Origin of the sequence: Salinicola sp. MH3R3-1, assembly GCF_001937155.1 — a bacterium.
GTDB lineage: Bacteria > Pseudomonadota > Gammaproteobacteria > Pseudomonadales > Halomonadaceae > Salinicola > Salinicola halophyticus.
In genome coordinates this window covers 1-954 of sequence record NZ_MSDP01000046.1, presented here as the reverse complement: position 1 = coordinate 954, position 954 = coordinate 1, and the positions used below count along the sequence as shown (strand labels likewise).

Annotated in this window: 4 tRNA genes; all 4 read left to right on the top strand. The window is 56.2% G+C overall.

Features of this window, described 5'->3' with window-relative positions:
* Nucleotides 1–153: 153 nt before the first annotated feature.
* The 4 genes from BTW08_RS18105 (at nt 154) to BTW08_RS18090 (ending at nt 608) form a co-directional block, all read left to right on the top strand.
* Nucleotides 154–229, top strand: a tRNA-Val gene (locus BTW08_RS18105).
* Between the two features lie 99 nt (nt 230–328).
* Nucleotides 329–405: transfer RNA gene (locus tag BTW08_RS18100), tRNA-Asp, on the top strand.
* A gap of 45 nt (nt 406–450) precedes the next feature.
* Nucleotides 451–527, top strand: a tRNA-Val gene (locus BTW08_RS18095).
* A gap of 4 nt (nt 528–531) precedes the next feature.
* Nucleotides 532–608: transfer RNA gene (locus BTW08_RS18090), tRNA-Asp, on the top strand.
* Nucleotides 609–954 lie beyond the last annotated feature (346 nt).

Genomic DNA, 954 nt, shown 5'->3' with positions numbered 1-954 from the left:
CCATGCGCAGACGCAGGCGACATTGATCGATGAAGCGGCCGGCCACGTGGTACGGCGGCTGGGCGCAAGTGAATGATCCGGATAGAGAAAAGCGGCGCGAAAAGCTGTTGACTTTGAATCGGTCACAGGTAGAATGCAGCGCCACGTGACCACGGGTGGTTAGCTCAGCTGGGAGAGCACCAGCCTTACAAGCTGGGGGTCACAGGTTCGAACCCTGTACCACCCACCATTGCGTTTTCGCAGTGCTCGGGTTCACGTGTTGCAAGTGGTTGTTGTAAGAGACATCGTTGTAGAAGATGTCGTTGCAAGAAAAGCAGTTGGAAAATGCGGACCGGTAGTTCAGTTGGTTAGAATGCCGGCCTGTCACGCCGGAGGTCGCGAGTTCGAGTCTCGTCCGGTCCGCCACGCTTCGCACCATGCGGTTGTTGTAATGAAAGCTGTTTGACGTTTGGGTGGTTAGCTCAGTTGGTTAGAGCACCAGCTTCACATGCTGGGGGTCACAGGTTCGAGTCCCGTACCACCCACCATAGCGGACCGGTAGTTCAGTTGGTTAGAATGCCGGCCTGTCACGCCGGAGGTCGCGAGTTCGAGTCTCGTCCGGTCCGCCAATAACGTCTTTTGACCTCCTCTGTATTCTCTTCTCTTTCGTTATCCTTTGAGTTCCTCGTCTCCTTCCAGGTTGACGACGCTTCCTCCTTGCCTGTCAATCCGTCCGGTTTCTTCGTTGAACCTCACTGACGCGTGTTCTGGTCGATCGTCTGTGTCAGTCGAATGGCGCTGATGTCGGCTGCGCGGTCGTTCACGATACCGCTTTGGTGGAATGGCCCTCGTCTCGCTTTCCGTTACACTGACGTTCATACGCGCGTTTGAAAGCCGCTGCCGCGGTGTGCGCCCAGGCTGTACGAAGAACTGTACCAAGAGCTGTGCCAAGGACTGTGCCAAGGACTGTGCCAA